Source organism: Streptomyces sp. NPDC052301 (genome assembly GCF_044593395.1).
In the GTDB taxonomy this organism is placed as follows: Bacteria; Actinomycetota; Actinomycetes; order Streptomycetales; family Streptomycetaceae; genus Streptomyces.
Genome location: NZ_JBIUBE010000007.1, coordinates 193125 through 219515, shown reverse-complemented (window position 1 = coordinate 219515; position 26391 = coordinate 193125). Strand labels below are relative to the sequence as shown.

The following is a 26391-nucleotide window of genomic DNA, read 5'->3' as shown; positions in this document are numbered from 1 at the left end:
TCCAGAGCGGACTCAGAAGGTGTTCTCAGACTCCTCTCACGACCCGCGGCACCACTCAGAGGAAACTCACAGCCGCCGGGAGCACCGGCCGCCCGGCGCACGAGCGATGCTGGTAGGCGCGATGAACACCACTCGTTCCGGCCGCCCGGCCGTCACCCGGCCCGACGGCACCCCGCTGCGCGTCCTCGTCGTCGACGACGACCCCGACCTCGCGGAGGTGCTCACCGGTGCCCTGCGCTACGAGGGCTGGGAGGTCCGCGCGGCGGCCGACGGCGCCACCGCCCTCACCGCCGCGCGCGAGCTGCTGCCCGACGCCGTCGTGCTGGACGTGATGCTCCCGGACACCGACGGCTTCGCCGTGCTGCGCCGGCTGCACGAGGTGAAGCCCGACGTGTGCGTGCTCTTCCTCACGGCCCGGGACGCCGTCGAGGACCGGATCGCCGGCATCACGGCGGGCGGCGACGACTACGTCACCAAGCCCTTCAGTCTGGAGGAGGTCGTCGCCCGGCTGCGCGGCCTGCTGCGCCGCGCGGGCATGGCCCGGCAGTCGGAGGAGGGGCCGCGGCTGGTCGTGGGCGACCTGGTGATGGACGAGGAGGCCCGTGAGGTCACCCGGTCGCGCGAGCTGATCGAGCTCTCCCCGACCGAGTTCGAACTCCTCCGCTTCCTCATGCGCAACCCGCGCCGCGTGCTCAGCAAGGCCCAGATCCTCGACCGGGTGTGGTCCTACGACTTCGGCGGCCGGGCCCATGTCGTCGAGCTGTACATCTCCTACCTGCGCAAGAAGGTCGACGCGGGCCGCGAGCCGATGATCCACACCGTGCGCGGGGCGGGCTACGTACTCAAGCCGGTGACCCGGTGAGCCGCCCGACCGGCTTCCCGTGTCCGCGCCGGCTGCCCCGCCCCCGCACCCTGCGCGCCCGGCTCACCGTCGGTCTGGTGGTGTTGCTGGCGGTGAGCTGCGCGGCCGTCGGCCTGGCCGCCGTCGTCGAGCTGAACGGCTTCCTCACCCAGCGCCTGGACGAACAGCTCGCCCAGGTCGGCACCCGGTTCCCGGAGAGCCTGGAGCACAAGGGCCTGCTGCCGGACGATCACGACGGCGACGAGCACGGCGACACCCGCCGAATGGCCACCGGCACCTTCGGCGCCCGGCTGCTGGACGGCACGGTCACCAACAAGGGCCTGATCCGCAGCGGCGACCCGTCCGCCGACCTGGCCGTCACCCTCACCGCACAGGACGCGGGGCGGCTGGCCGAGGTGCCGGTCGACGGCCGGGCCCACACCGTCGAGCTCTCCGCCCTGCACGACTACCGGGTCGTCGCCTCCGCGGGCCGGGACGGGGACGTGCTGATCGTCGGCCTCCCGCTGGAGCCGGTCGAGGCCACGGTCCACCGGCTGGAGCTGGTCGCCGGGGCCGTCTTCGGCCTGGCGCTGGTGGCGACCGGCGTGGCCGGGGCGTTCTGGGTGCGCTGGTCGCTGCGGCCGCTCAGCCGGGTCGCCGCCACCGCGACCCGGGTCAGCGAACTGCCGCTGGCCAGCGGGGAGGTGGCGCTGCCGCCCCGGGCCCCGGACAGCGACCCGCACAGCGAGGTCGGCCAGGTGGCCGGGGCCTTCAACCGGATGCTGGGCCATGTCGAGGACGCCCTGACCAAGCGGCACGCCGGCGAGGAGCGGCTGCGCCGGTTCGCCGCCGACGCCAGCCATGAGCTGCGCACCCCGGTCGCCTCGGTGCGCGGGCACGCCGAACTGGCCCTGCTGCACCCCGGGCCGGTGCCGCCCGAGGTCACCCGGGCCCTGGAGCGCATCACCGCGGAGTCCTCCCGGATGGGCGAGATGGTGGACGACCTGCTGCTGCTCGCCCGCCTGGACGCGGGCCGCCCGCTGGAGCGCCACCCGGTGGACCTGACCCACCTGGTCCTGGACGCCGTCACCGACGCCCGGGCCGCGGGTCCGGAGCACCGCTGGACGCTGGACCTGCCGGAGGACCCGGTGACGGTCACGGGCGACACCCACCGCCTCCACCAGGTGCTGGCCAACCTGTTGGCCAACGCGCGTGTGCACACACCCGTGGGCACGAAGGTCACCGTCACCTTGGAGACCGGCACCGACATGGCTCTCCTCTCCGTCCACGACGACGGCCCCGGCGTGCCCGAAGCCGTCCAGCCCGACGTCTTCGAGCGCTTCACCCGAGCGGAGCACCGCCGCCGGGCGGATGCTCCCGGCGGCGGGGCGGGCCTGGGCCTGTCGATCGTGGCGGCGGTGGTGGAGGCGCACGGGGGGACGGTGGGGCTGGAGAGCGCACCGGGGTCCACGACCTTCACGGTGCGTCTGCCGGCGCCCGGCGTCAGTACCGGGTGAGAGCCGTGGCTCCGTCCACGGTCCCGATGGCGACATGCGGCCGTTTCCCGGGCTCCGCCCACCGCAGGATCCGCTCCATCGCGTCCTCCGGCACCGAGACACAGCCGGCGGTGGCACCGCTCCCGTTGACATGGAGGAAGATGCCGGCGCCGCGGCCCTTCACGGGCCGGTCGTAGTTGAAGCCGATGACGAGTGCGTACGCGTACTGCGTCGCATAGGCGTTCAGGTGCTCGGACTCGGAGGCGCGGCAGTCGGCCGGCAGCGGCTCGACCCACCGGTTGTACGACTGTGAGTCGTTGTCCTGGCACCACCAGGAGTCGTCCTTCACCGGCCGGTACGGCACGGTCGTCCCCTCCGGCGCGGGCTTGGTCCCGAAACCGAAGGGGAGGTCGTACAGCCCGGTCGGTGTCGTCTTCGTGCCCTGCTGCCGCGAGGCGCCCTCCACCAGTCCGTTCGCCCCGAAGCGGGCCGGTGCGGTACCGGCCTGCACCCACTGACCGTCCTTCAGGTCCCACCACGCGAGCGTGCCCGAGGTGGAGCCGGTGCTCGGGGCCTGAGCGGTGATCAGCTGGCTGCCGCCGCCCGTGTCGGCCAACTGCGCGGGCAGCGGCACGGACGCGGCGCCCGGCCGGAGACCGAGCAGGGCGAGCGAGGACGCGGACACGAGGGCGAGTACGAAACCGGGGCGCATGGCTCAGACGGTAGACGGCGGCAGCGGCAACGGCAGCCCGGGTAGTCCGTCCAGGCTCGTCGCGACGTGCTCCTTCTTGGTGAAGTACGCGCTCAGCGAGGCGTCGTCCTCGCGGGCGAAGCGCTTGCCGTGCAGGTCGCGGTCGTCCTCGTACGCCATGCGGGGGACGGCGTAGCCGCAGGTGTCGCGTACCAGTTCGGCGTGCACGACGATGATCGCGCGCAGGCCGTGGGCGGTGTGGTCGATGTCCGGGAAACGCGCGAGCAGTTCCGGGAACCGGGGGTCGTCACGGAACACCGGCTCGCCCCGCCCGTGGACGCGCACGATGTTGGGCGGGCCCTGGAAGGCGCACCACATCAGCGTGATCCGCCCGTTCTCGCGCAGGTGCGCGATGGTCTCGGCGTTGGACCCGGCGAAGTCCAGGTAGGCCACGGTGAGCTCGTCCAGTACGGCGAAGGAGCCCTTGAGGCCCTTGGGGGAGAGGTTGACCGTGCCGTCGCCGCGGAGCGGGGCGGTCGCGGTGAAGAAGAGGGGCTGTTCCTCGATGAACGTCCGGAGCCTGCCGTCGATGCGCTCATAGGTCTTTCCCATGGCCGCATTATCGGCGCACTTCGTTCGCCTGTCTAAGGAGTTCGCCCGACCCGATCCGCGGATCGATGGATTGACGAATCATGCATAGCTCTGCATACTCATGCATGAGAGTGGTGCAGCACGGCGCGGGCGACCTGCACCGCCCGTCGTCGCAGATCGCGGCCGAGCGGGACCCGGCCTGAGTACGGTTCGTCCATCCACACCCCTTATCGAGGAGCAGCGCAAGTGAGCAGCAACAGCGGTGACGTACGGCTCTGGGGCGCCCGTTTCGCCGACGGTCCCGCCGAGGCCCTGGCGAAGCTGTCCGCCTCCGTCCACTTCGACTGGCGGCTCGCGCCGTACGACATCGCCGGTTCGCGTGCCCATGCCCGCGTCCTGAACAAGGCCGGCCTCCTCACCGAGGACGAGCTGCAGCGCATGATCGCCGGGCTCGACCAGCTCGAGGCCGACGTGGCCTCGGGCGTGTTCGTGGGCACGATCGCCGACGAGGACGTGCACACCGCCCTGGAGCGCGGCCTGCTGGAGCGCCTCGGCCCCGACCTCGGGGGCAAACTGCGCGCCGGCCGGTCGCGGAACGACCAGGTGGCCACCCTCTTCCGGATGTACCTGCGCGACCACGCCCGGACGATCGGCGGTCTGATCGCCGACCTCCAGGACGCCCTCGTCGGTCTCGCGGAGGCGCACCCGGACGTCGCGATGCCCGGCCGCACCCACCTGCAGCACGCCCAGCCGGTCCTCTTCGCCCACCACGTCCTCGCCCACGTCCAGTCCCTGTCCCGGGACGCCGAGCGGCTGCGGCAGTGGGACGAGCGCACGGCCGTGTCGCCGTACGGTTCCGGCGCCCTCGCCGGCTCCTCGCTCGGCCTGGACCCGGAGGCGGTGGCGCAGGACCTGGGTTTCGAGCACGGCAGCGTCGGCAACTCCATCGACGGCACGGCCTCCCGCGACTTCGTCGCCGAGTTCACCTTCATCACCGCGATGATCGGCGTGAACCTCTCCCGGATCGCCGAGGAGATCATCATCTGGAACACGAAGGAGTTCTCCTTCGTCACCCTGCACGACGCGTTCTCCACGGGTTCGTCGATCATGCCGCAGAAGAAGAACCCGGACATCGCCGAGCTGGCGCGCGGCAAGTCCGGCCGCCTGATCGGCAATCTCACCGGGCTGATGGCCACCCTCAAGGCTCTGCCCCTCGCCTACAACCGCGACCTGCAGGAGGACAAGGAGCCGGTCTTCGACTCCTGTGACCAGCTGGAGATCCTGCTCCCCGCCTTCACCGGCATGATCGCCACCCTCACCGTCCACCGCGAGCGCATGGAGGAACTGGCCCCGGCCGGCTTCTCGCTCGCCACCGACATCGCCGAGTGGCTGGTCAAGCAGGGCGTCCCGTTCCGGGTCGCGCACGAGGTCGCCGGCGAGTGCGTGAAGGCCGCCGAGTCCGAGGGCAAGGAACTGGACGAGCTCACGGACGAGCAGTTCGCGAAGATCTCCGCGCACCTGACGCCGCAGGTGCGGACGGTCCTCAACGTCCCGGGCGCCCTGGCCTCCCGCAACGGCCGCGGCGGCACGGCCCCGAGCGCGGTCGCCGTCCAGCTGGCGGAGGTCAAGGCCGACGTGGCGGCCCAGCACGCATGGGCGGACGCCAGGAAGAAGAGCTGACCCGGCGCCCCTGAGCCCCGCGCCCCGGAAGAGGCGCGGGGCCGTGTCGAGGTGCGGCTGCGCCGCGGGGGCGGGGTCAACCACAGTGCCTCCGCACTCGACCAAGCACCGGACGCACCGAGTTCTCGGACGGACCCGAAGGTCATCGCGGGTTAGGTTGGTCGCAAGCCCCACCGGAGCCGACCGAACGGAGCCCGTGATGCCCTTCGCCCGACTGGCCTCAGCGACGACCCCCACCTGCCACATCGGGCTGGGCCTCGCCGCCGTCGGCCGCCCCGGTTACATCAACCTCGGCCGCGACAGGGACCTCGGCGAGAACCGCAGCGCGGAATCGCTGCGCACCCGCACCCACGACCTCCTCGACGCCGCGTACGCCCAGGGGGTGCGCTACTTCGACGTGGCCCGCTCCTACGGGCGTTCGGAGGAGTTCCTCGCCGACTGGCTGAACGCCCGTCCCGACATCGACGACGTGGTCGTCGGCAGCAAGTGGGGCTACACCTACACCGCAGGCTGGTCCACCGACGCCGCCCAGCACGAGGTCAAGGACCACAGTCTCGCCACGTACGAGCGGCAGCGCGCCGAGACCGACGCGCTGCTCGGCGACCGGCTCGACCTCTACCAGATCCACTCGGTGACCCCGGACAGCCCCGCGCTCACCGACAAGGAACTGCACTCCAGGCTCGCCGAGGCCGCCGCCCAGGGCCTGACCGTCGGCTTCTCCACCAGCGGTCCCGCCCAGGCCGACGCCATCCGCGCCGCCCTCGAGGTGACCGTCGACGGCGAGCCCCTCTTCCGTACCGTCCAGTCGACGTACAACGCGCTGGAGACCTCGGCCGGAGCCGCTCTCGCCGAGGCGCACGACGCCGGGCTCACCGTGATCGTCAAGGAGGGCATGGCCAACGGCCGGCTCGCGGCGCCGGCCGCCCCGGACGTACTGAAGGCCGTGGCCGAGGAGACCTCCCTCGGCTGCGACGCCGTCGCCCTCGCGCTGATCCTGTGCCGGCCCTGGGTGGGCGTCGTCCTCTCCGGCGCCGCGACCGTCACCCAGCTCGGCTCCAACCTGCACGCCCCCGCCGTCGACCTCGACGAGGACCAGCTGACCCGCCTCGCCACCCTGGTCGAGGACCCGCGCGCCTACTGGGAGCGGCGCGGGGAGCTGCCCTGGCACTGAGCCGTCACCGCGGTGACCAGCAGCGTTGAGTCACGCATGCTCAAGATGAGACAAAGATGTCTCATGTGGGTTACCCTTGTCTCATGGCCCTCGATCGTGACCAGGTGCTGCGCAGCGCGGCCGCCCTGCTGACCCGTAAGCCCACCGCGACGATGGACGAGGTCGCCAAGGCCGCCGGGATCAGCCGCGCCACGCTGCACCGGCACTTCGCCGGCCGTGACGCGCTCGTCCGCGCGCTGGAGTCGCTCGGCATCGCCGAGTGCGAGGCGGCGCTGGACCGGGCCCGGCTCGACGAGGGCTCCGCGAGCGAGGCCGTACGCAGACTCGTGCGGGAGATCCAGCCCGCCGCGGGGCTGCTCGCCTTCCTGTACGGCGAGAGCCAGCTGTGGGAGACCGACCGGCAGGACGACGGCTGGCAGCGGCTGGACGCCCAGATCGGCGCGCTCTTCCAGCGTGGGCAGCAGAGCGGTGAACTGCGCATCGACCTCACTCCCGTCTGGCTCACCGAGGCGCTGTACGGGCTCATCGCCTCCTGTGCCTGGGCCACCCTGGACGGCCGCGTGGCCTCCCGGGACTTCCCGACCATGGTCGCCGAGCTGCTGCTCGGCGGCGCGCTCCGAAGAGAGGAATCATGACCAGCACCCTGCAGCCGGCACCCGCGACCGAGGCGGTGAAGCGCCCGGGCCGCTGGCTCGCGCTGTCCGTCCTCGTCCTGGCCGTGCTGCTGGTGGCCGTCGACGCCACCGTGCTCGGCCTGGCGACCCCCTACATCAGCGAGGACCTCGACCCCTCCGGCACCCAGCTCCTGTGGATCGGTGACGTCTACTCCTTCGTCATCGCCGGTCTGCTGGTCTCCATGGGCAGCCTCGGCGACCGCATCGGCCGCAAGCGGATCCTGCTCGTCGGCGCGACGGCGTTCGGCGCGATCTCCGTGCTCAACGCCTACGCGACGACACCCGGGCTGATGATCCTGGCGCGGGCGCTGCTCGGTGTCGCCGGCGCGACCCTGATGCCGGCCACCCTCGCCCTGATCCGCAACATCTTCCACGACCCGCGCGAGCGCAGCCTCGCCGTCGGCATCTGGGGTGCCACCGCGTCCGCCGGTACGGCCGTCGGCCCGATCGTCGGCGGCTTCCTGCTCGAGCACTTCTGGTGGGGCTCGGTCTTCCTGATCAACCTGCCGGTGATGGCCGTGCTGGTCCTGGTCGGCATCCGTACCCTGCCCGAGTCCCGCAACCCGAACCCGGGCCCCTGGGACCTGCTCAGCGTCCTGCTGTCGCTGGTCGGCATGATCGGCGTCGTGTACGCGGTCAAGGAGGTCGCCACCCACGGGGTCTCCTGGCCGACGCTCGCCGCGGGTCTGCTGGGCGCGGCGGCAATCCATGGCTTCGTCCACCGTCAGCTCACCATGCCCACCCCGCTGCTGGACATGCGGCTGTTCCGGCGCCGTGGCTTCAGCGGGGCGGTCCTCGCCGACCTGCTGACCGTGCTCGGCATGTCCGGTCTGGTGTTCTTCCTCTCCCAGTACCTTCAACTCGTCCAGGGCAGGCGCCCGTTCGAGGCGGGTCTGGCCGAGCTGCCCGCGGCCGTCGGCGCGGTCGCGGCCGGCCTGATCGCGGGTGGCGCGGCCCGCCGCTTCTCGGTCCGCGCGGTGGTCTCCGGCGGACTGGCCGCGGTGGGCCTGGCGCTGGCCGTTCTGACCACCCTGAGCGAGTCGACGGGTTACCCGCTCCTCGGCGCCGCGCTCCTGGTCGTCGGCATCGGCGCGGGCTTCTCCTTCACGGTCACCGCCGACGTGATCCTCTCCAGCGTGCCCCGCGACCAGGCGGGCGCCGCCTCGGCGGTCTCCGAGACGGCGTACGAACTCGGTGCGGCCCTGGGCATCGCTCTGCTGGGCTCGATCGTGACCGCCGCCTACCGCGACTTCACCGGCCCGGCCGGCACCCCCGCCCAGGCACACGAGTCCCTGGGCGCGGCGGCGGAGGCAGCGGCCCACCTGCCCCCGCACACCGCGCAGACCCTGCTGGAGGCGGCCCGCACCTCCTTCGTCCACGGCCTCCACCTGGCCTCGGGCGCGGGCGCGGTGGTCCTGCTCGGGACAGCGGCGGCGGCGTGGTTCCTGCTGAAGGGGCAGAGGCTGGAAAGCGCGGGGTAGCCGAGGTTCAGGCCCTCATCTCCGATACCCGAGCACTGTCATCATCCCGCTCTCCGAGTGGTACTGGTTGTGGCAGTGCAGCATCCACAGCCCCGGATTGTCGGCGTCGAACTCGATCACCAGCTTGCGGTGCGGCAGCACGATCGCGGTGTCCTTGCGCGCGCCCACCCCGTCCAGACCGGCGATCGCGAACGTGTGGCCGTGCAGATGCAGCGGATGCCACATGTCGGTGGCGTTGATGAGGGTGAGCTTCACCCGTTCCCCGGCGCGCACCGGGTGCCGCTGCCGCACGGAGTAGGGCTGGTGGTCGAATCCCCAGTCGTACTTGTTCATGGTGCCGGTGACCCGGATGCGCAGCTCGCGGTCGGGATGGCGGTCCGGCAGGGCCACGGAGTCGGCCGGGACGAGGCGCCGCGCCGGGACGGTCTCCCCGTCGAGCTCGTCCGGGCGGACGTCGGCCGCGGGGACGTTCTTCCCCTTGTCGGTGCGCAGCAGCGCGAGGGCCTGGCCCTCCTTTCCCTCGGCGAGGGCGACGAGCGGGAAGACGCCGTCCTTGGCGGTGACGAGGACGTCGTAGCGCTCGGCCATGCCGATGAGCAGGGCGTCGGTGCTCCGGTGCTCGACGGGGTAGCCGTCGGTGTGCGTGACCGTCATGCTGTGGCCGCCCAGCGCGACCCGGAAGGCGGTCTCCGAACCGGCGTTGATGATGCGCACCCGGACACGGTCGCCGGGACGGCACCGGAACACGGAAGGGCTGCCGGGCAGGCGCCCGTTGGCCAGGTAGTAGGGGTAGGCGACGCTGCCGCCCTCGCCGTGGAGCATGCGGCTGTGGGAGTTGTGCAGCACCCGGGAGGGCCCCGTGGACTTCGCCTTTTTGGACGGCGACGGGTGCCCGCCCGCCGAGTGGTGGGGGGTCGGGCTGCCGTGGCCGGGCCCCATCGCCATGCCCCCCATGTCCATGGCGCCGCCGGGCTTGAGCTGGCTCAGCACTCCCTCGGGGGTGGAGCCGTTCACGCCGTCGACCCAGTCGTCCAGGACCACGACCCACTCGTGGTCGTAGCGGAGGGGCTCCTTGGGGTCGTCGACGATGAGCGGCGCGTACAGGGCCCGGTCGGGCTGCATGCCGACGTGGGAGTGCAGCAGATACGTCCCCGGGTGCTTGACGGTGAAGCGGTAGCCGAACTCGGCGCCGGGGCTGATGGCGCGCTGGGTCAGGTCCGGCACGCCGTCCATGTCGCAGCGCAGCCGCACCCCGTGGGAGTGCAGCGTCGTCGTGGTGGGCAGCCGGTTGGCGAGGGTGAGGTCGAGGAGGTCACCGGCGGTGGCCCGCACCAGCGGGCCGGGCAGCGACGCGTTGTACGACCAGCTCCGGACGGACCGTCCGCCCAGGTCCAGCGTGCTCTCGGCGGCCGTGAACCTGTACCTGCGTACGGCACCGGATCCCCGTTTCCGCTCGGCGGCGAGGACCTCCGGATCCGAGGGGTTGACGTACCCCCGGGGCCCGTCCGGGACGAACTTTCCTTCGTCACGGACATGTTGGGGTCCGGAGTCGGGCTCTGAACCGAAGCCGGTGCAGGAAGCCAGGAGTCCCGCGCCGACGGCGGCGATCGGGGTACGGAGGAGGGTACGCCGAGAAGGTTTGAACATGTCTAAATAAGACATGTCACTCGGTCATACAGCCGGGTAATTCGGCCGAATGCTGGATGTGTCGGCGACAGATTCCACCGGCAGGCGGACGGACGCGGGTCGCCGCGCCCGTCGGGCCGAAGGTGTCAGGCGGCCTTGGCCTTCGTGGCGTACATGTCCACGTACTCCTGCCCCGACAGTCGCATGACCTCGGCCATCACGGAGTCGGTGACGGCCCGCAGCACATAGCGGTCCCGGTCCATGCCGTCGTACCGCGAGAACTCCATCGCCTCACCGAAGCGCACGGTGACCCGGCCGGGCCGCGGAATACCCCGGCCCCCCGGCTGCAGCTTGTCGGTGCCGATCATCGCGAAGGGGACCACCGGCGCGCCGGTCATCAGCGTCAGCCGCGCGATGCCGGTGCGTCCGCGGTACAGCCGGCCGTCGGGCGACCGGGTGCCCTCGGGGTAGATCCCGAAGACCTTGCCCTCCTCCAGGACCCGGCGCCCTGTCATCAGCGCGGCCACACCGCCGTTCGCCCCGTCCCTGTCCACCGGGATCATGCCGACACCGGTGAAGAACCAGGCCATCAGCCGGCCCTTGACGCCCTTGCCGGTGACGTACTCGTCCTTGCCGATGAAGAGCACCTGCCGCTTGGTGACGATCGGCAGCACGATCGAGTCGATGAACGTGAGGTGATTGCCGGCCAGGATCACCGGGCCGTCCCCGGGGATGTTCTCCACGCCCTCCACCTGTGGGCGGAACATCAGGCGCATGATCGGTCCGAGCACTGCCTTGATGAGCGCGAAGCGGGACAACGGGTCCTCCGATGTCGAGGGGCGATATGTGTCTGTGCAGGTGAGGACATTACTCGCGGCCCCCGGGCGAACGCACATCGGGTACGCCCGGTTCACCGATGTCTTACGAACTGTTGACACGGGTTTACCTGCGGTGACGGGCCGGAGTCCACGCGTGGCGTGCCGCTGACGATGTGACGGAACTCGCGTGAGCCCTCACCCGTCCGGATGCCCGCCCCGCTCCCGCCGACACCGACGGGCCGTCACTTCCCGCCACTCATCGGACATACGGCATCACCCGGGTGTTCCGGCCGCGGTCTCCCTTCGGTCATGTGTACGCCCCTACGATCGGCCGCACCGAAGGGCACAGGCGGCAGGAGGGCGCGCATGCACAGCGACCAGGCGAACGAGCAGACACAGGGCACCGGACGGCGGGCGATCCTCGGCGCCGCGATGCTCGGCGCGGGCGGAGCGGTCCTCGGACTGCCCGGCACGGCCGCCGCCGCCGAGGCCCGCACGGCCCGGCACGGGGGACGCGGGCTGAAGAGCCTGCCGGTGCCGACGATCATCGGCCACCGCGGCGCCAGCGGCTACCGCCCCGAGCACACCTTCGGCTCGTACGACCTGGCCCTGGACCTGGGCGCCGACATCGTCGAGGCGGGCGACCTGGTGCCCACCAAGGACGGCCATCTGGTCTGCCGGCACGAGCCGGAGATCGGCGGCACCACGGACGTCGCCTCCCACCCGGAGTTCGCGGGCCGCAGGACCACCAAGGTCGTGGACGGGGTGTCGACCACCGGCTGGTTCACCGAGGACTTCACGCTCGCCGAGCTGAAGACGCTCCGCGCCGTCGAGCGCATCCCGGCCAACCGGCCGCACAACACCCTCTACAACGGACGCTGGGAGATTCCCACCTTCGAAGAGGTCCTGAAGTGGCAGGACGAGCAGACCCGCAAGCGCGGCAGGCAGGTCTGGATCTACCCCGAGACCAAGCACCCCACCTACTTCCGGAAGCGCGGCCTCGCCCTGGAGGAGCGGGTGGCGAAGCTGCTGCGCAAGTACGGCAAGGACGGCCGGAACTCGCCGGTCGTCCTGCAGTCCTTCGAGCCCACCAGCATCCAGAAGCTCAACCAGCTGGTCGACAACCCGCTCGTCGTGCTGCTCTCCACGGCCGACAGCCGCCCCTACGACTTCGTCGAGGCGGGCGACCCGCGCACGGTCGCCGACCTCATCACACCCAAGGGCCTCAGGGAGATCGCCGGCTACGCACAGGGCATCGGCCCGACCCTCGACCTGGTCGTCCCGAAGAACGCGGACGGCACCCTGGGCACGCCGAGCACGCTGGTCGCCGACGCGCACAAGGTGGGCCTGGTCCTGCACCCCTACACCATGCGCAACGAGAACCCCTTCCTCCCGGCGGAGTTCCGCAAGGGCGGCGCGGCCGACGGCTACGGTGACCCCTTCGGCGCCTTCAAGGCGTACTTCGCGACCGGCATCGACGGCGTCTTCACCGACAACGCCGACACCGGCGTCCTCGCCCGCGCCGACTTCCTGGCCGGCTGAGCCTGCGTCAACGGCCCGGTACGCCGCACCACGTTCGGATTGACTCCACACCGCCCCGGAAACCTCCGTCCGGGGCGGCGCGTCGTTCCGCATATGACGCACGACCTGGTGGCCGCCCTGCACCCCCTGCTCACCGCCGAGGCCTCTGCCGAGGCACATGCCGCCGGGAGTGAGCCGGGCGATCTGGAACAGGCCGTCTGGCTCCGGCTGCTGGAGCGGCTGGAGACCGATGGGCCGCCCCCGGATCCGCAGGGCTGGCTGCGCAAGGCCGTCCGCGCCGAGGCGCGCCGCAGCCGCCGTACCACCCGCCTCGAACGGCCGTACGGCGCCGAGCCGGCCGACGACGTCCGCCGTGGACCGGAACAGCTCGTCCTCTCGGCCACCCGGCACCGCGCCCTGCGCGAGGCGGTCCGCCGGCTGCCCGGCCGCTGCCCCCGTCTGCTGGAGGCCCTGCTGTCCCCGAGGGACCTGACATACCGGGAAATCGCGGGGGAGTTGGGTATCTCACAAGGCAGTCTCGGCCCGGAACGCTCCAGATGTCTGGGATGTCTGCGCCGATTGCTCACGCCGGAGGTTGCGGCCCGCGAAGTGCGGGGATAGGAGTGGGGGACGACAGGTGATCAGGTGAGCGGGAGGCATGCGCACATGGGCATGAGCGTGACCATCTCGGAGGCGACCGAGCAGGACGCGGAGCAGATCTTCCGGCTCCAGTACCTGTGCTTCCAGAGCGAGGCGGCGCTGTACGGCAACTACCGCATCGACCCGCTCGTGCAGACCCTGGATTCCGTCCGTGAGGAAGTCGCGTCCGACTGCGTCTTCGTCGCGCGTCTCGGCGACGAGGTGGTCGGTTCGGTCCGCGGCAAGATCACCGAGGACGGCGCCGCCGCCATCGGCAAGCTCTGCGTCCATCCCCGTCTCCAGGGCCACGGCATCGGCGCACGCCTGCTCCGCGCGGCCGAGACGGCCCTGTCCCAGCAGCGCGGCGCCACCAGGTTCCGTCTCTTCACCGGCCACCGCAGCGAGGGCAACCTCCGTCTGTACCGGCGATCCGGCTACGAGACGGTGGGCAGGTCCCGGGGCACGGACGGGGTGGAGCTGATCATCCTGGAGAAGCAGGCAGGCACGTACGCGGCTACGGCGTGACGGTGTCGCGGGCCCTGCGCAGCCAGTACATCGCGGAGACCGGGAGCAGCACCGGGATGAAGACGTACCCCGCCCCGTAGTACGACCAGACGGTCGAGTCCGGGAAGGCCGAGCGGTCGATCAGGGTCCACGTACCGACGAGAAGGACACCCGCGAGCTCGGCGGCGCAGCACACCAGGGCCGCCCGCCGAGCCGTCTCCCCGCCCCGGATCAGCGTGTACGTGATGAACCCGTACACCACCCCGGCCACGGCCGACAGCGCGTAGGCGAGCGGCGCCCGCTGGAAGTCCGTCGAGATCTCGTACGCGGAACGTGACACCGCGCCCACCACCATCACGCCGTAGAACCAGACGAGCAGCATGCCCGGCCCGCTGATCAACCGGGTCGGCTTCTCCTCCACCGCCGTCACCTCAGCCTCCCCAGATGTCGAAGAGCCGCACTTCCAGTACGGCCAGCACCACACCGCCGGCGGCGACCGTCACCGAGCCCCACCTGGTCCGCTCGGCGAGGGACATGAACCCCGCCGCCGGAACGCACGCGAACGCGCCCAGCAGGTACGCCACGAAGATCGTCGTACCCTGCTCCGGCTTCTCGCCCCGCGCCAGCTGCACGATCCCGACCACCAGCTGGACCACGGCCAGCAGCGACACCACGGCCATGCCGATGAAGTGCCAGTCCTTGGTCGGCTGATCACGGTAGGCCGCCCAGCCGCACCAGGCGGCGAGCAGCAGCGCGGCGACCCCGGTCACCAGCGTCAGGGCGTTGAGCATGCCGCGACCTTATTACGGCGCAATCGGCCCATCGCCGCCGACCCCGCCGTACGCCGTAGGGTCTAGACCATGACGATCCACGCGCAGGCCCTTCTGTTCGACAACGACGGCACCCTCGTCTCCTCCCTCGACTCCGTCGAGCGCTGCTGGACCCGCTGGGCCCGGGAGTACGGGATCACCGCCGAGAAGTTCCGGAGCGTCGAGCTGCACGGGCGGACGGCCGTGGAGATAGTCGCCGACCTGCTGCCCGGCCGGCTCGTCCCCGAGGCGGTCGCCCGGGTCGAGCAGCTCGAGGTCGAGGACGTGCCGAACGGCGGCGTCCGCCTGCTGCCCGGCACCCGGGACTTCCTGGACTCCCTCCCGGCCGACCGCTGGACCGTGGTCACCTCCGCCACCCGTCGCCTCGCCGAGGCCCGTCTCGACGCCGTCGGCATCCGCCCGAAGGCCCTGGTCAGCGCCGACGACGTCACCCGCGGCAAGCCCGACCCCGAGCCCTATCTGCTCGCCGCCCGGCAGCTCGGCGTGGACCCGGCCCGCTGCGTCGTCTTCGAGGACGCACCCGCCGGACTCCGGGCGGGACGCGCGGCCGGCATGACGACCGTGGCGTTGGCCACAACCCACCGGGCCGAGGAGCTGGCCGCCGACCTCGTGGTCAAGGACCTGTCGGCCCTGTCCGCACTGGTCTCCGACGGGGGCGTGGAGATCTCCGTCCGCGGCTGAGCGGCCGGCCGGCGCTGTCCGCCCCTGTCCACCATCCGGACAGCGGCGGCAGGTCAGGACCGTAGGTCTGGTTTACTGATCGCATGACCACGACGAGCTGCCGCACCCTTGCGACCGAGGCGACCATGACGCCCGGTGCTCGTTGTATGTGTCGCCTGATGTGTCGAATGTGCGCCTTCTAGAGGGCCCCCGCATCAGCTGAGCCTCGCGCCCCGAAGCGAGAGCCGTGGCATGTCCGTGCGCCGCAGTCCGTACGAGACGCACATCCACCCCTCATGCCTGAACCGCATGCACCCGTGCCCGGGCACACCCACGCCCGCGCAACTGACAGTGACGGAAATCCTGTGATCACCACCTCGGGCCTGACCAAGGTCTACCGCTCCCGCGGCCGCGAGGTCACCGCCCTCGACGGCGTCGATCTCCACGTCCGCGAAGGCGAGGTCTACGGCGTCATCGGCCAGTCCGGCGCCGGCAAGTCCTCCCTCATCCGCTGCGTCAACCTCCTGGAGCGTCCCACCTCCGGCACCGTGACCGTCGCCGGACAGGACCTCACCGCGCTCGCCGGCCGCGGCCCGCGCGCCGGCAAGCAGCTGCGCCAGGCGCGCAGCCGTATCGGCATGGTCTTCCAGCACTTCAACCTGCTGTCCTCGCGGACCGTGCAGGACAACGTCGAGCTGCCGCTGGAGATCCTCGGCGTCTCCGGGAAGGAGCGCTCCCGCAAGGCCCTGGAACTCCTCGACCTGGTCGGCCTCGCCGACAAGGCCCGGGCCCACCCGGCCCAGCTCTCCGGCGGGCAGAAGCAGCGCGTCGGCATCGCCCGCGCCCTGGCCGGCGACCCCAAGGTGCTGCTCTCCGACGAGGCCACCAGCGCCCTCGACCCGGAGACCACCCGCTCCATCCTCCAGCTGCTGCGCGACCTGAACCGGCAGTTGGGCCTCACCGTCCTGCTCATCACCCACGAGATGGACGTCGTGAAGGCGGTCTGCGACTCCGCCGCCCTCATGGAGAAGGGCCGGATCGTGGAGTCCGGCACGGTCAGCGAACTGCTCGCCACCCCCGGCTCCGAGCTCGCCGCCGCGCTGTTCCCGGTGAGCGGCGAGCGCACCGGCGCCGACCGGACCGTGCTCGACGTCACCTTCCACGGCGAGGCCGCGACCCAGCCGGTCATCTCCCAGCTCTCGCGCACCTACAACGTCGACATCTCGATCCTCGGCGCCGCCATCGACACCGTCGGCGGACTGCAGATCGGCCGCATGCGCATCGAGCTGCCCGGCCGCTACGAGGACAACGTGGTGCCGATCGGGTTCCTGCGCGAACAGGGCCTGCAGATCGATGTCGTCGGAGCCGAGGCACAGGCGCCCGAGCTGGTGAAGGAGGGGGCCAAGTGACCTGGTCCGAGATGCAGCCGCTGCTGTCGCAGGCGTGTACCGAGACGTTCCAGATGGTGCTCTGGTCCACCCTGATCGCCGTCGCCGCCGGCCTTCCGCTCGGTCTCCTCCTCGTCCTCACCGACCGGGGCGGTCTGCTGCAGAACGTGGTCGCCAACAAGGTGATCGGTCAGATCGTGAACGTCGGCCGGTCCATGCCGTTCATCATCCTGATGGTCGCGCTGATGAGCTTCACGCGCTGGGTCACCGGGACGACCATCGGGACGACCGCCGCGATCGTGCCGCTCGCCATCGGCGGCATCCCGTTCTTCGCCCGCCTGGTCGAGACGGCCGTCCGGGAAGTGGACGGGGGCCTGGTCGAGGCCGTGCAGTCCATGGGCGGCAACAGCTGGACGATCGTCCGCAAGGTCCTCGTCCCCGAGGCCCTGCCCTCGCTGATCGCCAGCACCACCACCACGGTCATCGCCCTCATCGGCTACTCCGCCATGGCCGGCACGGTCGGCGGCGGCGGCCTCGGCGACCTCGCCGTCCGCTACGGCTACCAGCGCTTCGAGACCGAGCTGATGTGGATCACCGTCGCGATCCTCGCCGTCGTGATCTCGCTGATCCAGTTCGCCGGCGACTTCGCCGCCCGCTCCCTGCACAGCCGCGGCGGCCGCTCCGGCCCCGCGCCGAAGCTCCGCCTGCTGAAGGCGACGGAGCCCGCGGCGGCCGACGTCAGCAAGGTCGCGTAAGCGGCCCACAGTCCCCCGTCCCCACCCACGACGGGTCGCACCACCCTTAAGGAAAGGCACTTTTCGTGCGTAACACCGCCAAGCTCACCACCGCCGTCCTCGCCGCCGGAGCCCTCACCTTCGGGCTGACCGCCTGCGGCTCCGGCAAGGACTCCGCCGGCTCCTCCGACCGCAGCGGTCCGCTGGTCGTCGCCGCGAGCCCGACCCCGCACGCCGAGATCCTGAACTTCGTCAAGAAGAACCTGGCGAAGAAGGCGGGCCTCGACCTGGAGGTCAAGGAGTTCACGGACTACATCACGCCGAACACGGCGACCGAGGACGGCTCGGTGGATGCCAACTACTTCCAGAACCAGCCGTACCTGGACGACTTCAACAGCAAGCGCGGCACCCACATCGTGCCCGTCGTCACGGTGCACCTGGAGCCGCTCGGCCTGTACTCCCACAAGGTCAAGAAGGCCGACGCCCTGAAGAGCGGTGCGACCGTCGCCGTCCCGAACGACGCCGTCAACGAGGCCCGTGCCCTGAAGCTCCTCGCCGACAACGGGCTCATCACCCTCAAGTCCGGCGTCGGCAACGAGGCCACCCCGCAGGACATCACCAAGAACCCCAAGAGCCTCAAGTTCAAGGAGGTCGAGGCGGCCCAGACCCCGCGCTCCCTGGACGACGTGGACGCGGCCGTGGTGAACGGCAACTACGCCATCTCCGCCGGTCTGAAGCCCGCCAAGGACGCGATCGTCCTGGAGTCCGCCAAGAACAGCCCGTACGGCAACTTCCTCGCCGTGAAGAAGGGCAACGAGAAGGACCCGCGGGTCGAGAAGCTCGCCAAGCTCCTCACCTCGCCCGAGGTGAAGAAGTTCATCGAGGACAAGTACCAGGGCTCGGTCATCCCCTCCTTCTGAGCCGGCCGTACAACTGCGGGGCCCGCTCCCTCACGGGGAGCGGGCCCCGCAGTGCGGTTCAGTGGTTACATGCTGCATGCTGGGCAGTTCAGCAGGACCTGAAGGTTTTTCCGAAGTTACGGAGCGGCGCATGATGAGCACCTTCCCCAACATCTCCATCAGCACGGAGCGGTTGGTGCTGCGCCCCCTCGACGAGGACGACGCGCCCGCGCTGGCCGAGACGATGAACGACGAACAGGTCACCGCCTGGGCCGGCTCCCCCCAGCCCTGCACCGAGGACCGGGCGCGGCGCTGGATCACCCGGGACGCCCCCGCCGAACGCGTCGCGGGGCGCGGTCTCGAGCTCGCGGTGACCGAATTCCTCACCCAGCGCCTGGTCGGCATCGTCCGGCTCGCCAGGACCAACTGGCGCGTGCGCTCCACCGAGATGTCGTACATCATCGCCCCCTGGGCCCGCGGCGAGGGCTACGCCTCGGAAGCCGCGCTCGCCACCGCCCAGTGGCTGTTCCACGACCGGAAGTTCGAGCGCATCGAACTGCGCACCGCCGCCGACAACACCGCCGCCCAGCAGGTCGCCCAGAAGATCGGCTGTATCAGCGAGGGCGTCCTGCGCAACGCCTGCATAGCGCACCACCGCGCCGACGACGGCACCTGGACCGAGGTGCGCACCGACTACATCGTGTGGAGCCTGCTGCCGGAGGACCTCGAGGGCGCCGACGGACAGCTCGCCGACACCGGCGGTTTCACGTCGTACTCCGACTGGAACTGACCTCGCCGGGACCGCGGGCCCTGCCCCGGCGCGCGACCGACAGCTCCACCAGGTACTCTCACGGAGCCTGCCCACGGGCCCGTACCCTCACGACCTGCGCAAACCTGGAGACAAACGACGATGGCCGACCGGGTCACGGTGATCGGCTGGGACGGTTCGCCGCTGACCGACGCGGCACGCTCCGCCCTCGGCGCCGCCACGCTCGTGGCGGGCGCGGCCCACCACCTGGCGCTGCCCGAGGTCCCGCCCACCGCCGAACGCGTCCGCCTCGGCAGCGTCGCGCTCGCGGCCCGCCGGATCGCCGCCCACCGTGGCACCGCCGTGGTGTTCGCCGACGGCGACCCCGGCTTCTTCGGCGTCGTACGGACCCTGCGCGCACCGGAGTTCGGCCTCGAGGTCGAGGTCGTCCCCGCCGTCTCCGCCGTGGCCGCCGCCTTCGCCCGGGCCGGCATGCCCTGGGACGACGCCCAGGTGGTCGTCGCCCACCCGCGCACCCTGCGCCGTGCCGTGAACGTCTGCCGCGCCCACACCAAGGTCGCCGTCCTCACCGCACCGGGCGCCGGTCCCGCCGAACTCGGCCTCCTCCTGGACGGCGTCCACCGGACCTTCGTCATCTGCGAGGAACTGGGCACCGAACGCGAGCAGGTGACCGTCGTCACCTCCGACAAGGCGGCCGACCACACCTGGCGCGACCCCAACGTGGTCATCGTCATCGGCGGACGGGCGGTCGCCGCCGAGAGCGGCGGCTGGATCGCCGGACGCGACCCGGGCGCCGGCCCGCGCGGCTGGGTCCAGCCCGACGCGGCCTACGCCGACGGACACTCCGGCGCACTCGGCGGCCGACTCGGGGAGGGCGAGACGGAACTGCTCCGCGCCGCCCAACTCGCCCGCCTGGGACCCCGGATCGGCGACCTCGTCTGGGACATCGGCTCCGGCTCAGGCGCGTTCGCCGCCGAGGCCGCCCGGGCCGGGGCGGCCGTCATCGCCGTCGACCTGGACCCGCGGGCGTGCGCCCGGACCGAGGCCGCCGGCCGCCGGTCCGGCGTACAGCTCCAAGTGGTGCGCGGCAGCGCCCCGCACGTCCTGGAGAACCTGCCCGAACCGGACGTCGTACGGGTCGGCGGCGGGGGAGTGGCCGTCGTCTCTGCGGTTGCCGACCGGCGCCCGCAGCGCATCGTCACCCACGCCGCGACCCGCGACGCCGCCGAACTCGTCGGCCGCGACCTGACCGAGCACGGCTACCGGGTCGAGTGCGCCCTGCTGCAGTCCGTCGAACTCGACACCCGGGCCTGGACGGAGACCGAGCGGAGCGTCGCGTTCCTGCTCAGCGGCATTCTTCCGGATCGCGCCCCGTGATCCTGTTGTCGTACTGCGCGCGGTAGGCTGGCCGATCGTTGTGCCACACCGGGCGGCCCGGAACTTCGTTCGCCAATGTCCGGAAAGCACGCCCGTTTTGGGGTGGGTGTGGTACTGCGGAACCGGAGGACGCGCAACGTGGCGCAGTCCACAGCGGCCTGTCGCGGATCATGCTGTCGCGACGGCGCAACGACCGGGACAATGCCACTGAATGGCTTTGTCGCCTTTTCCGGCGGGTCGTTCGTGCCGCTGGGCACGGACGCTCGTTCTTCACTGCGGGGCGGTCGGTGCGCCGTTCCGGGTGAGCTGGTCGTAGGAGCACTAACCGATGGGCGAGGGGTACGCATGACCGACACCGGCCAGGTCCCGGGCGACGGGCAGCCGGAGAGCGCAGGCATGGTGGAGCAGCCGGGCGCCCCCGCGCACGGCGCGTACACCTACCTCTCCGAGGCACCCGCCGAGGACGAAGACCTGCTGCTGCCGGGTGCCCAGGGCGCGTGGGGCAACGAGGTGCCGCCACCCGCTCCGGAACCGGTGGTGGAGGCCGTCCATGAGCCGGGGCCGCACGAGACGGCCGGCCGCGACAGCGGCTCCGTCGACCTCAGCGGCGTCCGGCTGCCGAACCCGGCCCCGGCGTCCGTGCCGCCGTCACCCATCCTCTCCGCCCCGCACGACCTGACGGGCGCCCCGCAGCAGCCGCGCCGGCCGTTGCACCTCGGCCCGCCGATCCCCGACGCCTCGGCCAGCCCGGTCCGCTCCCTCGCCGACCGCGGGCCCGCGGGTGCGCCGGTACGGCAGCCGGGCCCGGCCCCGGCCGGCCCCGAGTACCTTGACGCGCAGCCACTGCGCGAGACGGCCCCGCAGACCGCGACGCCCTGGGGCGCGGCACCGACGGCCACGGCCCAGGTGAGCGCCCAGGTACCGGCTGCCGAAACGGTTGACCCGAGCGTTGTTCCGGCGGCCGTGCCGGAACCGGCGGACGTGACTCCTGCCGTGGCCGTGTCGGAACCGGTGGACGTGACGCCTGCCGTGGCCGTGGCGGACCCGATCGTCGCCGCGACGCCGGTGGCCGCGACGGACCCGGGGGAAGCGGTGGCGCCCTCCGCCGACCACATCGACCCCTCCGACGCCGCCCAGGCCGCCGTCGCCCGCCTCGCGACCCAGGCAGCCGCGGGCACCACGCAGCTGGTGCACGGCCATGACGGCGTGCAGCCGGCGCAGGGGCACGACGGGGTGTACGTGGGTCCCGAGGGCACCTACGCGCCCTCCGCCCAGCCCGCCGCCGAGGCCGAGCAGGCCCCGCTGAACCCGGAGGACGCTCCCGGCGGGCAGCCGATCGCGGCCGAGGCGCCGACGGCCGCGGAACCGGAGCGGACGGTCGTCCCGGAGGCTGTGGTCGAGCAGCCCGCCGTCGCGGAGGCGGCTCAGCCGGGCGAGGGCCCGGAGCAGGGCGTGGGCCCGGAGTTCGCCGACGCCGGGCAGGTGCCCGCGGGCGCCGACGGGGCCGCCGCCGCGCAGGACGCGAGCCTGCGGGCGGATGCCGTCCCCGCGGAGGGACTGCCGGACGCCGTCGCCGTTCAGGGCGTGGCCGAGGCCGCTCCCGGCGCCGGTGCGCCCGAGGCGGTTCCCGCCCAGGCCGTACCGGAGGCCGCTCCCATGCAGACCGCGCCGGACGCCGAAGCCGCGCAGCGGATGGCTGAGGCCGCCGCCCCCACGGCCGAGGCGGTGCCGGCGCCCAACGTGGTCCAGGCCCCGGAGACCGCTCACGCCTCGGAAGCCGCTCAGGCGCCGGCCGCTGAGGCGCCGGCCGCTGAGGCGCCGGCTGCTCAGGCGCCGGAGGCCGTCCAGGTTCCCGAGGCCGCACAGGCGGTGGACGCCGGCCCGGCACCCGAGACCGTACAGACGGCCCCCGAAGCCGTCCAGAACGCGGACGCTCTCCAGGCCCCCGAAGCCGCACAGCTCACCGACGCCGGCCCGGCCCCCGAGCCGGCAGAGGCGCCCGAGTCCGTGGCCCCGGCCTCCGCGCCGGTCGCCGGGGAAGCCGAGGCGGCCGCGGTCGCCCCGGCCGAGGCCGCCGTTCTGGTGCGGGCCCCCGTCGACGGCACCGCCGAACCCGTCGCTCCCACCGCCGAGGGTGTGCCCGGCGCGCCGCAGCCCCAGCCCCAGCCCGAACCCGCGGCCGTCCAGGACGCGGTCCGGCAGCCCGCTCAGGTCGCCCCGGCTGCCGACGCGGCCCCGGTAGCCGCCCCGGCCGCGCCGGTCGACCCCCAGGCCCAGCCCGCCGAGGCCGCCTCCGTACCGGCAGCCGCCGAAGCCGCCCCCGCGTCCGCGGAGGCCCCCGGGCAGCAGGCCACCGACGGTGCCGGGGTGCCGCTGCCGTCCCACGTGTCGCTGGAGCCGGCCGCGCAGCAGCCGCTCGGGCAGTTCGTGCCCGTGGACGGCCAGGTGCCCACCACCCCGCACCTGGCGCCCACCCCGCCGCAGCCCCTCGTCCTCCCCGCGGAGATCACGCAGGACGTGTCGGCCGTCCAAGGGCCGCAGGATCCGCAGGAGCCGCAGATGGCACAGGCGTCGCAGGAGCCGCAGGTCGCACAGGAGCCCCACGGCCCGCAGGTGCCGCAGGGACCGCAGGGCCCCCAGACCCAGCCGGAACCCGTGGCCACCGTGCCCGCCCCCCGCGAGGCCGAGCCGGACCTCGTCCCGCCCGCCCCGGACGCGGAGCACACCCCCGACGTCGTCCAGCACGCGGAGGACCTGCAGACCAGGGCCGCCGACCAGGAAGAGAGCACGGCCGACGTGGCAGAGGCACAGCAGTCCACCGGTCCGGCCGCGCCCGGTTACGCGGACGCCGAGCGCGAGGCCGTTCTGAAGGTGATGCGCGAGCGGCGCGACATCCGCAACGGCTTCCGCAGCGACCCGATCCCGCACGAGGTGCTGCTGCGTGTCCTGGAGGCCGCCCACACGGCGCCCTCCGTGGGCCACTCGCAGCCCTGGGACTTCGTCGTCATCCGCTCCGCCGAAACCCGGCGGACGATGCACGAACTGGCGATGCGACAGCGCGAGGCGTACGCCAAGTCGCTGCCGAAGGGCCGGGCCAAGCAGTTCAAGGAACTGAAGATCGAGGCCATCCTCGACACCCCGGTCAACATCGTCGTCACCGCGGACCCCACCCGCGGCGGGCGGCACACCCTCGGCCGTCACACCCAGCCGCAGATGGCGCCCTACTCCTCGGCGCTCGCGGTGGAGAACCTCTGGCTCGCCGCCCGCGCCGAAGGCCTCGGCGTCGGCTGGGTCAGCTTCTTCGACGAGCGGGAGATGGTCCGCACGCTCGGCCTGCCCGAGCACCTGGAGGTCGTCGCCTACCTGTGTGTCGGGTACGTCGACGAGTTCCCGGACGAGCCGGAGCTGATGCAGGCCGGCTGGTCCAAGCGACGCCCCCTGTCCTGGGTGGTGCACGAGGAGACGTACGGCCGCCGCGCCCTGCCCGGAGAGGAACCCCACGACCTGCTTGCCGAGACCGTCGCACAGATCCGCCCGCTCGACGCCAAGGCGCTCGGTGAGGCCTGGGAGCGCCAGAAGCGCATGACCAAGCCGGCCGGCGCACTCGGCATGCTGGAGATCATCTCCGCGCAGCTGTCGGGGCTGTCCCGGCAGTGCCCGCCGCCGATCCCGGAGCCCGCCGCCGTCGCCATCTTCGCCGGTGACCACGGCGTGCACGCTCAGGGCGTCACCCCCTGGCCGCAGGAGGTCACCGCCCAGATGGTGGCCAACTTCCTCGGCGGGGGAGCGGTCTGCAACGCCTTCGCCACCCAAGTCGGCGCCGAGGTGTGCGTCGTGGACGTCGGTGTCGCCGCCGACCTGCCCGCCACCCCCGGCCTGCTGCCCCGCAAGATCCGCGGCGGCACGTCCGACATGACCACCGGTCCCGCGATGAGCCGCGAGGAGGCCAAGGCCGCCATCGAGGTCGGCATCGAGACCGCCCGCGACCTGGTGGCAGCCGGCAACAAGGCGCTGCTCACCGGCGAGATGGGCATCGCCAACACGACGGCGTCGGCCGCGCTGATCTCCGTCTTCACCGGCGCCGACCCGGCCGAGGTCACCGGCCGTGGCACCGGCATCAACGACGAGACCCTGGCCCGCAAGACCGAGGTCGTGCGCCGTGCCCTGGAACTCCACCAGCCGGACCCGGCCGACCCGATCGGCGTTCTCGCGGCCATCGGCGGCTTCGAACACGCGGCCATGGTCGGCCTGCTCCTCGGCGGTGCCTCCCTGCGTACGCCGGTCATCCTGGACGGCGTCAGCGCCGGCGCCGCGGCCCTCGTCGCCCGCGCCATCGCCCCCGAGGTCCTCGCGGCCTGCATCGCGGGCCACCGCAGCGCCGAGCCGGGCCACGTGGCCGCGCTCAACAAGCTGGGCCTGCGCCCCCTGGTCGACCTCGACCTCCGCCTCGGCGAGGGCACGGGCGCACTGCTGGCCCTGCCGCTGGTGCAGAGCACGGCGAGAGCGATGCACGAGGTGGCGACGTTCGATTCGGCGGGCGTCACGGAGAAGTAGGCGTCACAGCGCGGGTGGTCCGGCGTTCAGTTGCCGGACCACCCGTGCCGTCTGCCCTGCCCACCGCTAAAATCCGCACGTCAGGGCCGCTCCGAAGGTGCAGCGCGCCCCCACAACGCAGAGCTGCACGAGGAGCCGTCCCTCATGGCCGAACACCCCGCCTACCCCGTAGGCCTCCGCCTCTCCGGCCGCCGTGTGGTCGTCCTCGGCGGCGGCCAGGTGGCCCAGCGCCGCCTCCCCGCGCTGATCGCGGCAGGCGCGGACATCGTCCTCGTGTCCCCCGAGGCCACCCCCTCCGTCGAGGCCATGGCGGACGCGGGCGAGATCACCTGGGCCAGGCGCCCGTACCGGGACGGCGACCTCGCCGAAGCCTGGTACGCGCTGATCGCCACCAGCGACGCCGAGGCCAACGCGCAGGCCTCCGCCGAGGCGGAGCGCCACCGCGTCTGGTGCGTGCGCTCCGACGACGCCGACCAGGCCACCGCATGGACCCCGGCCACCGGCCACAGCGAGGGCGTCACCGTGGCCGTGCTCACCACGGACGCCCGCGGCCGGGACCCCCGGCACACCGCCGCCATCCGGGACGCGGTGGTGGAGGGCCTGCGGGACGGCACCCTGGTGGCGCCCCACCACCGCACCCGCACCCCCGGCGTCGCCCTGGTCGGCGGCGGCCCCGGCGACCCCGACCTGATCACGGTCCGCGGCCGCCGGCTGCTCGGCGAGGCGGACGTCGTCATCGCCGACCGGCTGGGCCCGCGCGACCTGCTCGCCGAACTCCCGCCGCACGTCGAGGTCATCGACGCGGCGAAGATCCCGTACGGCCGCTACATGGCCCAGGAGGCCATCAACGACGCGCTCATCGAGCACGCCAAGCAGGGCAAGTCGGTGGTACGGCTCAAGGGCGGCGACCCGTTCGTCTTCGGCCGGGGCATGGAGGAGGTCCAGGCGCTCGCCGAGGCCGGCATCCCGTGCACGGTCGTGCCGGGCATCTCCAGCTCCATCTCGGTGCCGGGTGCGGCCGGCATCCCGGTCACGCACCGGGGCGTCGCCCACGAGTTCACCGTGGTCAGCGGGCACGTGGCCCCCGACGACGAGCGTTCCCTGGTCGACTGGCCGTCGCTGGCCAAGCTCACCGGCACGCTGGTGATCCTGATGGGCGTCGACAAGATCGGGAAGATCGCCGAGACGCTCGTCGCGCACGGCAAGTCCCCCGAGACCCCCGTCGCGCTGGTCCAGGAGGGGACGACGGCCGCTCAGCGCCGCGTCGACGCCACGCTCGCCACGGTTGCCGAGGCCGTACGGGCCGAGGAAGTCAAGCCCCCGGCGGTCATCGTCATCGGCGAGGTCGTCGCGGTCGGACCGCGGTCCGCCTCCTGAGGCCGCACCTTCATGCCCACTTGATCGACGGTAACCCCGGGTAACAGACCCGTTCCCAGCCGTTGGCACC

Annotated in this window: 23 protein-coding genes; 17 read left to right on the top strand and 6 right to left on the bottom strand. The window is 72.3% G+C overall.

Annotated features, from left to right (window positions below; translation table 11 throughout):
* The first annotated feature begins 121 nt into the window (after nt 1–121).
* Both ACIHEJ_RS21520 and ACIHEJ_RS21515 read left to right on the top strand, forming a co-directional pair.
* Nucleotides 122–862, top strand: a complete 741-nt coding sequence (locus ACIHEJ_RS21520) for a response regulator transcription factor (protein ID WP_400138022.1) — start codon at nt 122–124, stop codon at nt 860–862.
* Entirely contained in the window at nt 859–2358 is a 1500-nt protein-coding gene (locus ACIHEJ_RS21515; protein ID WP_400138020.1) for a sensor histidine kinase, read from the top strand. The genes ACIHEJ_RS21520 and ACIHEJ_RS21515 overlap by 4 nt, the downstream gene beginning before the upstream one ends.
* Here the strand turns inward: ACIHEJ_RS21515 and ACIHEJ_RS21510 are convergent.
* Nucleotides 2345–3049, bottom strand: coding sequence for a L,D-transpeptidase (locus tag ACIHEJ_RS21510; RefSeq protein WP_400138018.1), 705 nt, complete (start codon nt 3047–3049; stop codon nt 2345–2347). The genes ACIHEJ_RS21515 and ACIHEJ_RS21510 overlap by 14 nt on opposite strands.
* Nucleotides 3050–3052: 3 nt before the next feature.
* Nucleotides 3053–3640 (bottom strand): pyridoxamine 5'-phosphate oxidase family protein, encoded by a 588-nt coding sequence (locus tag ACIHEJ_RS21505; protein WP_400138015.1) that lies wholly within the window; start codon nt 3638–3640, stop codon nt 3053–3055.
* Nucleotides 3641–3865: 225 nt separating this feature from the next.
* On the opposite strand from ACIHEJ_RS21505, the gene argH reads away from it, so the two are divergent.
* From argH to ACIHEJ_RS21485, 4 genes are all read left to right on the top strand, one after another.
* A complete protein-coding gene (argH, locus tag ACIHEJ_RS21500) occupies nt 3866–5299 on the top strand; it encodes an argininosuccinate lyase (RefSeq protein ID WP_400138012.1) in 1434 nt (477 codons plus the stop codon).
* 199 nt (nt 5300–5498) lie between these two features.
* Complete coding sequence (locus ACIHEJ_RS21495; protein WP_400138009.1) at nt 5499–6470, top strand: aldo/keto reductase; 972 nt, start codon at nt 5499–5501, stop codon at nt 6468–6470.
* An 83-nt stretch (nt 6471–6553) separates the two neighbouring features.
* Nucleotides 6554–7105, top strand: a complete 552-nt coding sequence (locus tag ACIHEJ_RS21490; protein WP_400138006.1) for a TetR/AcrR family transcriptional regulator — start codon at nt 6554–6556, stop codon at nt 7103–7105.
* Entirely contained in the window at nt 7102–8625 is a 1524-nt protein-coding gene (locus tag ACIHEJ_RS21485; RefSeq protein WP_400138003.1) for an MFS transporter, read from the top strand. The genes ACIHEJ_RS21490 and ACIHEJ_RS21485 overlap by 4 nt, the downstream gene beginning before the upstream one ends.
* A 15-nt stretch (nt 8626–8640) precedes the next feature.
* On the opposite strand, the gene ACIHEJ_RS21480 is transcribed toward ACIHEJ_RS21485, so the two are convergent.
* Nucleotides 8641–10272 carry a multicopper oxidase family protein gene (locus ACIHEJ_RS21480; RefSeq protein ID WP_400138001.1) on the bottom strand — a complete coding sequence of 544 codons (1632 nt, stop codon included), beginning with the start codon at nt 10270–10272 and terminating at the stop codon, nt 8641–8643.
* 125 nt (nt 10273–10397) lie between these two features.
* The gene (locus tag ACIHEJ_RS21475; RefSeq protein WP_400137998.1) at nt 10398–11147 is read right to left on the bottom strand and encodes a lysophospholipid acyltransferase family protein; all 750 of its coding nucleotides are present in this window, start codon (nt 11145–11147) and stop codon (nt 10398–10400) included.
* Between the two features lie 288 nt (nt 11148–11435).
* Between ACIHEJ_RS21475 and ACIHEJ_RS21470 the strand changes: the two genes are divergently transcribed.
* The 3 genes from ACIHEJ_RS21470 to ACIHEJ_RS21460 all read left to right on the top strand — a co-directional run bounded on the left by ACIHEJ_RS21470 (nt 11436) and on the right by ACIHEJ_RS21460 (nt 13754).
* Nucleotides 11436–12611 carry a glycerophosphodiester phosphodiesterase gene (locus ACIHEJ_RS21470; RefSeq protein ID WP_400137996.1) on the top strand — a complete coding sequence of 392 codons (1176 nt, stop codon included), beginning with the start codon at nt 11436–11438 and terminating at the stop codon, nt 12609–12611.
* Nucleotides 12612–12704: 93 nt separating this feature from the next.
* Nucleotides 12705–13211 carry an RNA polymerase sigma factor gene (locus ACIHEJ_RS21465; protein ID WP_400137994.1) on the top strand — a complete coding sequence of 169 codons (507 nt, stop codon included), beginning with the start codon at nt 12705–12707 and terminating at the stop codon, nt 13209–13211.
* A gap of 45 nt (nt 13212–13256) precedes the next feature.
* A complete protein-coding gene (locus tag ACIHEJ_RS21460) occupies nt 13257–13754 on the top strand; it encodes a GNAT family N-acetyltransferase (protein WP_400138304.1) in 498 nt (165 codons plus the stop codon).
* Here ACIHEJ_RS21460 and ACIHEJ_RS21455 read toward each other — a convergent pair.
* The gene (locus ACIHEJ_RS21455) at nt 13744–14163 is read right to left on the bottom strand and encodes a hypothetical protein (RefSeq protein ID WP_400137991.1); all 420 of its coding nucleotides are present in this window, start codon (nt 14161–14163) and stop codon (nt 13744–13746) included. The two genes, ACIHEJ_RS21460 and ACIHEJ_RS21455, sit on opposite strands and share 11 nt — an antisense overlap.
* A gap of 1 nt (nt 14164) precedes the next feature.
* Nucleotides 14165–14524: a hypothetical protein gene (locus tag ACIHEJ_RS21450; protein ID WP_400137989.1), complete on the bottom strand. Its 360-nt coding sequence runs from the start codon at nt 14522–14524 to the stop codon at nt 14165–14167.
* A gap of 69 nt (nt 14525–14593) precedes the next feature.
* Here ACIHEJ_RS21450 and ACIHEJ_RS21445 point away from each other — a divergent pair, with 69 nt between their 5' ends.
* The 8 genes from ACIHEJ_RS21445 to cobA all read left to right on the top strand — a co-directional run bounded on the left by ACIHEJ_RS21445 (nt 14594) and on the right by cobA (nt 26321).
* Nucleotides 14594–15244, top strand: a complete 651-nt coding sequence (locus tag ACIHEJ_RS21445) for an HAD family hydrolase (RefSeq protein ID WP_400137987.1) — start codon at nt 14594–14596, stop codon at nt 15242–15244.
* 344 nt (nt 15245–15588) lie between these two features.
* A complete protein-coding gene (locus ACIHEJ_RS21440) occupies nt 15589–16632 on the top strand; it encodes a methionine ABC transporter ATP-binding protein (RefSeq protein ID WP_400137984.1) in 1044 nt (347 codons plus the stop codon).
* On the top strand, nt 16629–17366 hold the full coding sequence (locus tag ACIHEJ_RS21435) for a methionine ABC transporter permease (protein ID WP_400137981.1): 738 nt from the start codon (nt 16629–16631) through the stop codon (nt 17364–17366). Before ACIHEJ_RS21440 ends, ACIHEJ_RS21435 begins: the two co-directional genes overlap by 4 nt.
* Nucleotides 17367–17431: 65 nt before the next feature.
* Nucleotides 17432–18265 carry a MetQ/NlpA family ABC transporter substrate-binding protein gene (locus ACIHEJ_RS21430; RefSeq protein ID WP_400137979.1) on the top strand — a complete coding sequence of 278 codons (834 nt, stop codon included), beginning with the start codon at nt 17432–17434 and terminating at the stop codon, nt 18263–18265.
* 130 nt (nt 18266–18395) lie between these two features.
* Entirely contained in the window at nt 18396–19034 is a 639-nt protein-coding gene (locus ACIHEJ_RS21425) for a GNAT family N-acetyltransferase (RefSeq protein ID WP_400137976.1), read from the top strand.
* Nucleotides 19035–19154: 120 nt separating this feature from the next.
* Nucleotides 19155–20390 (top strand): precorrin-6y C5,15-methyltransferase (decarboxylating) subunit CbiE, encoded by a 1236-nt coding sequence (cbiE, locus tag ACIHEJ_RS21420; RefSeq protein ID WP_400137973.1) that lies wholly within the window; start codon nt 19155–19157, stop codon nt 20388–20390.
* Between the two features lie 345 nt (nt 20391–20735).
* Nucleotides 20736–24944 (top strand): nicotinate-nucleotide--dimethylbenzimidazole phosphoribosyltransferase, encoded by a 4209-nt coding sequence (cobT, locus tag ACIHEJ_RS21415; RefSeq protein ID WP_400137971.1) that lies wholly within the window; start codon nt 20736–20738, stop codon nt 24942–24944.
* A 144-nt stretch (nt 24945–25088) separates the two neighbouring features.
* Entirely contained in the window at nt 25089–26321 is a 1233-nt protein-coding gene (gene cobA, locus ACIHEJ_RS21410) for a uroporphyrinogen-III C-methyltransferase (protein WP_400137968.1), read from the top strand.
* Nucleotides 26322–26391 lie beyond the last annotated feature (70 nt).

Excerpts from the sequence above, each read along its gene's own strand:
- ACIHEJ_RS21495 (WP_400138009.1), top strand. The coding sequence starts at position 5,499 with ATGCCCTTCGCCCGACTGGCCTCAGCGACGACCCCCACCTGCCACATC.
- ACIHEJ_RS21510 (WP_400138018.1), bottom strand. The coding sequence starts at position 3,049 with ATGCGCCCCGGTTTCGTACTCGCCCTCGTGTCCGCGTCCTCGCTCGCC.
- ACIHEJ_RS21445 (WP_400137987.1), top strand. The coding sequence starts at position 14,594 with ATGACGATCCACGCGCAGGCCCTTCTGTTCGACAACGACGGCACCCTC.
- cobT (WP_400137971.1), top strand. The coding sequence starts at position 20,736 with ATGACCGACACCGGCCAGGTCCCGGGCGACGGGCAGCCGGAGAGCGCA.
- ACIHEJ_RS21460 (WP_400138304.1), top strand. The coding sequence starts at position 13,257 with ATGGGCATGAGCGTGACCATCTCGGAGGCGACCGAGCAGGACGCGGAG.
- ACIHEJ_RS21470 (WP_400137996.1), top strand. The coding sequence starts at position 11,436 with ATGCACAGCGACCAGGCGAACGAGCAGACACAGGGCACCGGACGGCGG.
- ACIHEJ_RS21465 (WP_400137994.1), top strand. The coding sequence starts at position 12,705 with ATGACGCACGACCTGGTGGCCGCCCTGCACCCCCTGCTCACCGCCGAG.
- ACIHEJ_RS21520 (WP_400138022.1), top strand. The coding sequence starts at position 122 with ATGAACACCACTCGTTCCGGCCGCCCGGCCGTCACCCGGCCCGACGGC.
- ACIHEJ_RS21505 (WP_400138015.1), bottom strand. The coding sequence starts at position 3,640 with ATGGGAAAGACCTATGAGCGCATCGACGGCAGGCTCCGGACGTTCATC.
- cbiE (WP_400137973.1), top strand. The coding sequence starts at position 19,155 with ATGGCCGACCGGGTCACGGTGATCGGCTGGGACGGTTCGCCGCTGACC.
- ACIHEJ_RS21475 (WP_400137998.1), bottom strand. The coding sequence starts at position 11,147 with ATGTGCGTTCGCCCGGGGGCCGCGAGTAATGTCCTCACCTGCACAGAC.
- ACIHEJ_RS21450 (WP_400137989.1), bottom strand. The coding sequence starts at position 14,524 with ATGCTCAACGCCCTGACGCTGGTGACCGGGGTCGCCGCGCTGCTGCTC.
- ACIHEJ_RS21485 (WP_400138003.1), top strand. The coding sequence starts at position 7,102 with ATGACCAGCACCCTGCAGCCGGCACCCGCGACCGAGGCGGTGAAGCGC.
- ACIHEJ_RS21425 (WP_400137976.1), top strand. The coding sequence starts at position 18,396 with ATGATGAGCACCTTCCCCAACATCTCCATCAGCACGGAGCGGTTGGTG.
- ACIHEJ_RS21490 (WP_400138006.1), top strand. The coding sequence starts at position 6,554 with ATGGCCCTCGATCGTGACCAGGTGCTGCGCAGCGCGGCCGCCCTGCTG.
- cobA (WP_400137968.1), top strand. The coding sequence starts at position 25,089 with ATGGCCGAACACCCCGCCTACCCCGTAGGCCTCCGCCTCTCCGGCCGC.
- ACIHEJ_RS21480 (WP_400138001.1), bottom strand. The coding sequence starts at position 10,272 with ATGTTCAAACCTTCTCGGCGTACCCTCCTCCGTACCCCGATCGCCGCC.